The sequence below is a fragment of the Pseudomonas sp. TAE6080 genome, assembly GCF_018732265.1.
Taxonomy (GTDB): domain Bacteria; phylum Pseudomonadota; class Gammaproteobacteria; order Pseudomonadales; family Pseudomonadaceae; genus Aquipseudomonas; species Aquipseudomonas brenneri.
Genome location: NZ_JAHIDY010000028.1, coordinates 85955 through 91954 on the forward strand (window position 1 = coordinate 85955; position 6000 = coordinate 91954).

Below are 6000 nucleotides of genomic sequence, written 5' to 3' on the forward strand. Positions count from 1 at the left end.
TTTAATCAGCTGCATTTGAGCATTTCGTGCTGCAAATCGCCCCGCAACCTACCCAGAACAGTCAAAAAATCCTTTTGGGCAGACATAAACTGGAAAAAACAGCTCGGAGGTGCCCATGAACGGTTTCGTAAAGACAGTCAATCACTCAGCCATTGACCAGCAGGAGCTCACCGAGTGGCGCGACGCCCTGGAGTCCTTGGTGCGCCATGCGGGCCCTGAACGTGCGCGGGAGATCCTCGATATGCTGGCCGACGCCGGCAACACCCCGGCCATCGGCTGGAAGCCGCGCCATGGCACGCCGTACATCAACAGTATCGACGTGGATCAGCAGCCACACTTTCCCGGCGACCTGGCCACCGAAGAGCGCCTGGCCTCGTTGGTCCGCTGGAATGCCCTGGCCATGGTGGTGCGGGCCAACCAGGCCTATGGCGAACTGGGTGGCCATATCGCCAGCTATGCCAGCGCGGCGGACCTGTTTGAAGTGGGCTTCAACCATTTCTTCCGTGCGCGCCACAACAATGAGGGCGGCGACCTGGTGTTCTACCAGCCCCATTCCGCCCCCGGTATCTACGCTCGCGCCTTCCTTGAAGGGCGCCTGAGCGAACAGGACCTGGCCCATTACCGCCAGGAACTGGGCGCCGTCAAGGCGGGCGCCCGTGGCCTGTCCAGCTATCCGCATCCGTGGTTGATGCCGGACTTCTGGCAGTTTCCCACCGGCTCCATGGGCATCGGCCCGATCAGCTCGATTTTCCAGGCGCGCTTTATGCGCTACCTGCACCATCGCGGCTTGCAGGACACCACCGACCGCCACGTGTGGGGCGTGTTCGGCGATGGCGAGATGGACGAGCCGGAAAGCATGTCGGCCCTGACCCTGGCCGCCCGCGAAGGCCTGGACAACCTGACCTGGGTGGTCAACTGCAACCTGCAGCGCCTCGATGGTCCGGTGCGTGGCAACGGGCGGATTATCGATGAATTAGAGGCGCTGTTTGCCGGTGCCGGCTGGAACGTGATCAAGCTGGTCTGGGGGTCGGACTGGGACGCCTTGCTGGCCAAGGATGAAGACGGTGCGTTGGTGCGCACCTTGTCCCAGACCGTGGACGGGCAGTTCCAGACCTTTGCTGCCAAGGACGGTGCCTATAACCGTGAGCACTTCTTCGGCCAGAGCGAATCCCTGGCCAAACTGGCGGCGGGCTTGAGCGACGAGCAGATCGACCGCCTCAAGCGCGGCGGCCACGACATGCTGAAAATCCATGCCGCCTACCACGCCGCGCGCCGGGTCAAGGGGCGCCCTACGGTGATTCTGGCCCAGACCAAGAAAGGCTTCGGCATGGGCGAGGCCGGGCAGGGCAAGATGACCACCCACCAGCAGAAAAAACTCGACCGCGAGGCGTTGATCGGCTTTCGCAACCGCTTCCAGTTGCCCTTGAGCGACGAGCAGACCGAGTCCCTGAGTTTCTATAAACCCGCCGCCGACAGCCTGGAGATGCGCTACCTGCACCAGCGTCGCGCCGCCCTCGGCGGCTATGTGCCCAGCCGCAGCCAGGGCGCCGAGCCGGTGCCCGTTCCGCCCGTGAGTGGCTACGCCGGTTTTGCCACCCAGGCCGAAGGCAAGGAAATGTCCACCACCATGGCCTTTGTGCGCATGCTCAGCAACCTGCTCAAGGACAAGGCCCTGGGCCCGCGGATCGTGCCGATTGTGGCCGACGAGGCGCGCACCTTTGGCATGGCCAACCTGTTCAAGCAGATCGGCATCTACTCCAGCGTCGGCCAGCGCTACGAGCCGGAAGATATCGGCTCGATCCTCAGCTATCGCGAAGCAACCGATGGGCAGATTCTTGAAGAAGGTATCAGCGAAGCCAGCGCCATCAGCTCCTGGGTCGCGGCGGCCACCAGTTACTCGGTACATGGTTTGCGCATGCTGCCGTTCTACATCTACTACTCGATGTTCGGCTTCCAGCGCGTGGGCGACCTGATCTGGGCCGCCGCCGACCAGCGCGCCCGGGGCTTCCTGCTCGGAGCCACGGCGGGCCGTACCACCCTGGGTGGCGAGGGTTTGCAGCACCAGGACGGCAGCAGCCACCTGATGGCCGCGACTGTGCCCAACTGCCGCGCCTACGACCCGGCGTTCGCCGGCGAGTTTGCGGTGATTCTCGACCACGGCATGCGCCAGATGCTTGAGCACGATGTGGACGAGTTCTACTACGTGACCCTGATGAATGAAAACTACCCGCAGCCGAGCCTGCCCGAAGGTGTTGAAGCGGCGATTATCAAGGGCATGTACCGTCTCAGCGCCAACGCCGGTGGCAAGGTGCGCCTGCTCGGCTCCGGCACACTGGTGCGCGAGGCCCAGGCTGCCGCGCAGTTGCTGGCCGATGATTGGCAGATCGACAGCGAGGTGTTCAGCGTGACCAGCTTCAGTGAACTGGCCCGCGAGGCGCGTGAGGTGGAGCGCTACAATCGCCTGCATCCGCTGCAAACCCCACGGCACAGTCACCTGGCGACCTGCCTGCCGCAAGGCGCGCCAGTGGTTGCGGTGTCGGACTATGTGCGCGCAGTGCCACAGATGATCGGTTCATACCTGGGGTCGAGCTACACCGTGCTGGGGACCGATGGCTTCGGGCGCAGCGACACCCGTGCGGCGTTACGCGACTTTTTTGAGGTGGACCGTCACCACATCGTCCTCGCTGCGCTGGCGGCCTTGGTGGAACAGGGCAGCCTGGAGGCGCAGGTGTGCCAGCAGGCGATTGAGCGCTATGGCCTGCACACCGAGCGCGCGGCGTCCTGGACCCACTGACACCTCAAGATAAATGAGGACCAAATGTGGGAGCGAGCAAGCCCGCTCCCACAGGGTTTTTCAGTGTGTTCTAGAGCGTGGCAATCAACGCCGGCCCAAACGCCTCACGCAAAAACTGCGGCGCGATGTAGCGCTGGTAATGCGCCTCTGACAACAGGAAAAACTCCCGATCAATCGCATCGCGCAAATCCGCCAGGTGCCGTTCGCGAAACTCCGGCAGCAGCGCCAGGCCATAGGCATCGAGCCTGGAAATCACCCGCGCACCGCGGGCAATCAACTGATAGGCCCAGCAGTAAGGTGACTGGTGCGGCATAAAACGGATCTTGCGCTCCTCCAGCTGCTGGCGCAGGCGTGGGGCATCCAGCACTTGCAGCTTGCTGGCCATGACTTGCACCAGCAACTGTTCAAGGCGCAGCCAGACCGCTTGTTTTTCCTCGGCGCTGTAGCCGTTCCACTGAATGACTTCATGGTGATAACGCTTGCAGCCACGGCAGACCAGGTCGCCATAAACGGTGGAACACAGGCCGACGCACGGCGTCTTGATGGTTTGATTTGGCATAAAAACCGCGTCTTTCCTAATCCACGACAAAAGGGTTCACAGGCGCTTCAGGGCGCTGAACTGCTGGTTCAACCATTGATACAACTGGGTGACTGCCCGTGACATCTGCCCGCGATGGGGGCAGGCAAAACTCAAGGGGTACACATCACCGGGAATCTCGGGCAACAGCACCACCAGGCGCAGGGCCTGCACATCGGCGTATACATCCAGCCAGCATTTGTAGGCGATGCCTTCACCTGCCACCGCCCAGCGCCGCACCACATCGGCGTCGTCACTGAACAAGGGGCCGGCGACCTGCACGGTCTGCTCGCCCAGTTCCCAGCGGTCGTGAAGGCGACCGTTTTGCAGGTACAACAGGCACGGGTGGTGGGTTAGCTCGTTGATCGACGTGGGCGCACCGTGGCGCGCCACGTAATCCGGTGACGCCACCAGCACCCGGCGGTTCCAGGGGGCCAGGGGCAGGGCGATGTAGTTGGCGTCTGTGTTCCAGCCGTAACGCAGGGCGACGTCCACCGGGTCGCGAAACAGGTTGGTGACCTGGTCCGACACCAGGAACCGTAAGGCCAGTTCAGGGTGCAGGCGCCGGAACTCGGTGAGCATCGGCAGCAGGATATTGCGCCCCAGGTCCGAAGGCGCAGCAATCTGCAGCGTGCCCCGCAGCGGCGCGTTATCGCCCCGCAAGCGTTCGCGACCCAGCTCCAGTTGTTCCAGCACGCCACGGGCGGTGGGCAGGTACTGTTCGCCCTCGGCACTCAAGCGCAGGCTGCGGGTGGTGCGGGTAAACAGGCGTACCTCCAGCTCCCGTTCCAGGCGCTTGATCGCCGCTGCCACCTGGCCTGGCAACAGATTCGCCTCCACGGCAGCCGCGGTGAAACTGCCCAATGCGGCGCTGCGCAGGAACAGGCCGAGATCATCGATGCGGATCATTTTCACTCCAGCAATGAAAGTGTTGCTGCATTTTGTCGATTTTTCTTCGTCCTGGGAACAGTGAAAATGCAAGCCATCGAGGGCCATCGTCCTTCTTCACCCGTGAGTTTCCATGAAAGCAATTACCTTCACCCAACATGGCCTGCCCATCGACGATCCGCGCTCGCTGATCGATGTGAATATCGAAGCACCCCTGCCGGGCCCTCGGGACCTGCTGGTGCAAGTGCAGGCTGTGGCGGTCAACCCGGTCGATACCAAGGTACGTTCCGGTACCTTTGCCAAGGAGCCGAAAATCCTCGGCTGGGACGCGGCGGGCATCGTGCAGGAGGTGGGCGCCGAGGTCACCCTGTTCAAGCCGGGCGACGCGGTGTACTACGCCGGTTCCTTGATTCGCGCTGGCAGCTACAGCCAATTGCAGGTCGTCGACGAGCGCATCGTCGGCCACCGGCCCCGTACCCTGGACGCCGCCCACGCCGCCGCCTTGCCGCTGACCTCGATCACCGCCTGGGAGTTGCTGTTCGATCGCCTTGGCGTGAGCGAAGGCGGCGGCGAGGGTGATGTGCTGTTGGTGGTCGGTGCCGGTGGCGGCGTGGGTTCGATCCTGGTGCAACTGGCCCGTCAACTGACAAAAATGACGGTGATCGGTACCGCCTCGCGCCCGGAGACTGTCGAGTGGGTCCAGCGCATGGGCGCCCATCATGTGATTGACCATCGCCGGCCGATGCTGGCCCAGCTCCAAGCGTTGGGGGTTGATGGAGTCAGTCATGTCGCCAGCCTCACCCATACCCAGGAGTACCTTGCGCAACTGGTCGAAGTGCTGCGCCCCCAAGGGCGACTGGGTTTGATCGACGATCCCGCCAGCCTGGATGTCATGCCGCTCAAGCTCAAGTCCTTGTCCTTGCACTGGGAGCTGATGTTCACCCGCTCGCTGTTTGAAACAGTGGACATGATCCAGCAACACCATCTGCTCAACCGCGTTGCGCAACTGGTCGACCAAGGCGTATTGCATACCACGCTGGGTGCGCATTTTGGGTCGATCAACGCGGCCAACATGCGCAGCGCCCATGCCCTGGTGGAAAGCGGCAAGGCGCGGGGCAAAATTGTGCTGGAGAATTTCCAATGAACACCCTGATCAAAGCCTTGGGCTTATCGCTGTGCGCAATGCTTGCCGGATGCGCCAGCCAACCTACCAACGGAGTCGCCAGCATGACCAAACCCTTGATATCCATCGCCGTACTCAAGGCCAAGCCAGGCCAGGAACAAGCGCTCAAGGCCGGTTTGCTGGCCCTGGTCGAGCCGACCCGTACCGAGCCAGGCAACCTGGATTACGTGTTGTTCGAACTGCGTGATGAGCTCGGCACGTTTTATATGCGTGAAGCGTTCAAGAACCAGGCGGCCCTCGATGCGCACTTTGCGATGCCGTACTTCCAGCGCTTTGCCGCCACGGCGGATGACTTGCTCAACGAACCACTGAAACTGATCTTTCTTGAGCAAGTGTCCAACTGAGGCCGTACACCGCAACTGATTGTAGGAGCGAGCTTGCTCGCGAAAAACGCGTAGGCGCCACGTTTATCCAGGGGCCTGGGTTATCGTTGACGATCTTCGCGAGCAAGCTCGCTCCTACAGGAGGTGTGGGTCGATCAATCCCAGCTCAACGCCCCACCGGTCTGATACTCAATCACTCGCGTCTCAAAGAAGTTCTTCTCTTTCTTCAAGTCCA

The 6000-nt window shown here is 62.1% G+C and carries 6 protein-coding genes; 3 read left to right on the forward strand and 3 right to left on the reverse strand.

Features of this window, described 5'->3' with window-relative positions; all coding sequences use genetic code 11:
- Positions 1-115: 115 nt before the first annotated feature.
- Positions 116-2794 carry an alpha-ketoglutarate dehydrogenase gene (gene mdeB, locus KL786_RS20345; RefSeq protein WP_215518768.1) on the forward strand — a complete coding sequence of 893 codons (2679 nt, stop codon included), beginning with the start codon at positions 116-118 and terminating at the stop codon, positions 2792-2794.
- Between the two features lie 70 nt (positions 2795-2864).
- Here mdeB and KL786_RS20350 read toward each other — a convergent pair whose 3' ends face one another.
- Positions 2865-3353: a DUF1289 domain-containing protein gene (locus tag KL786_RS20350; RefSeq protein ID WP_032860742.1), complete on the reverse strand. Its 489-nt coding sequence runs from the start codon at positions 3351-3353 to the stop codon at positions 2865-2867.
- A gap of 36 nt (positions 3354-3389) precedes the next feature.
- A complete protein-coding gene (locus KL786_RS20355) occupies positions 3390-4280 on the reverse strand; it encodes a LysR family transcriptional regulator (protein ID WP_215518769.1) in 891 nt (296 codons plus the stop codon).
- A 112-nt stretch (positions 4281-4392) separates the two neighbouring features.
- Here KL786_RS20355 and KL786_RS20360 point away from each other — a divergent pair, with 112 nt between their 5' ends.
- The gene (locus tag KL786_RS20360; protein ID WP_215518770.1) at positions 4393-5403 is read left to right on the forward strand and encodes a zinc-binding alcohol dehydrogenase family protein; all 1011 of its coding nucleotides are present in this window, start codon (positions 4393-4395) and stop codon (positions 5401-5403) included.
- Positions 5404-5486: 83 nt separating this feature from the next.
- The gene (locus KL786_RS20365; protein WP_215518775.1) at positions 5487-5786 is read left to right on the forward strand and encodes a putative quinol monooxygenase; all 300 of its coding nucleotides are present in this window, start codon (positions 5487-5489) and stop codon (positions 5784-5786) included.
- A gap of 134 nt (positions 5787-5920) precedes the next feature.
- Here the strand turns inward: KL786_RS20365 and KL786_RS29650 are convergent.
- A partial coding sequence (locus KL786_RS29650) for a hypothetical protein (RefSeq protein ID WP_232925531.1) occupies positions 5921-6000 on the reverse strand: 80 nt, incomplete at its 5' end.

Excerpts from the sequence above, each read along its gene's own strand:
- mdeB (WP_215518768.1), top strand. The coding sequence starts at position 116 with ATGAACGGTTTCGTAAAGACAGTCAATCACTCAGCCATTGACCAGCAG.
- KL786_RS20350 (WP_032860742.1), bottom strand. The coding sequence starts at position 3,353 with ATGCCAAATCAAACCATCAAGACGCCGTGCGTCGGCCTGTGTTCCACC.
- KL786_RS20355 (WP_215518769.1), bottom strand. The coding sequence starts at position 4,280 with ATGATCCGCATCGATGATCTCGGCCTGTTCCTGCGCAGCGCCGCATTG.
- KL786_RS20360 (WP_215518770.1), top strand. The coding sequence starts at position 4,393 with ATGAAAGCAATTACCTTCACCCAACATGGCCTGCCCATCGACGATCCG.
- KL786_RS20365 (WP_215518775.1), top strand. The coding sequence starts at position 5,487 with ATGACCAAACCCTTGATATCCATCGCCGTACTCAAGGCCAAGCCAGGC.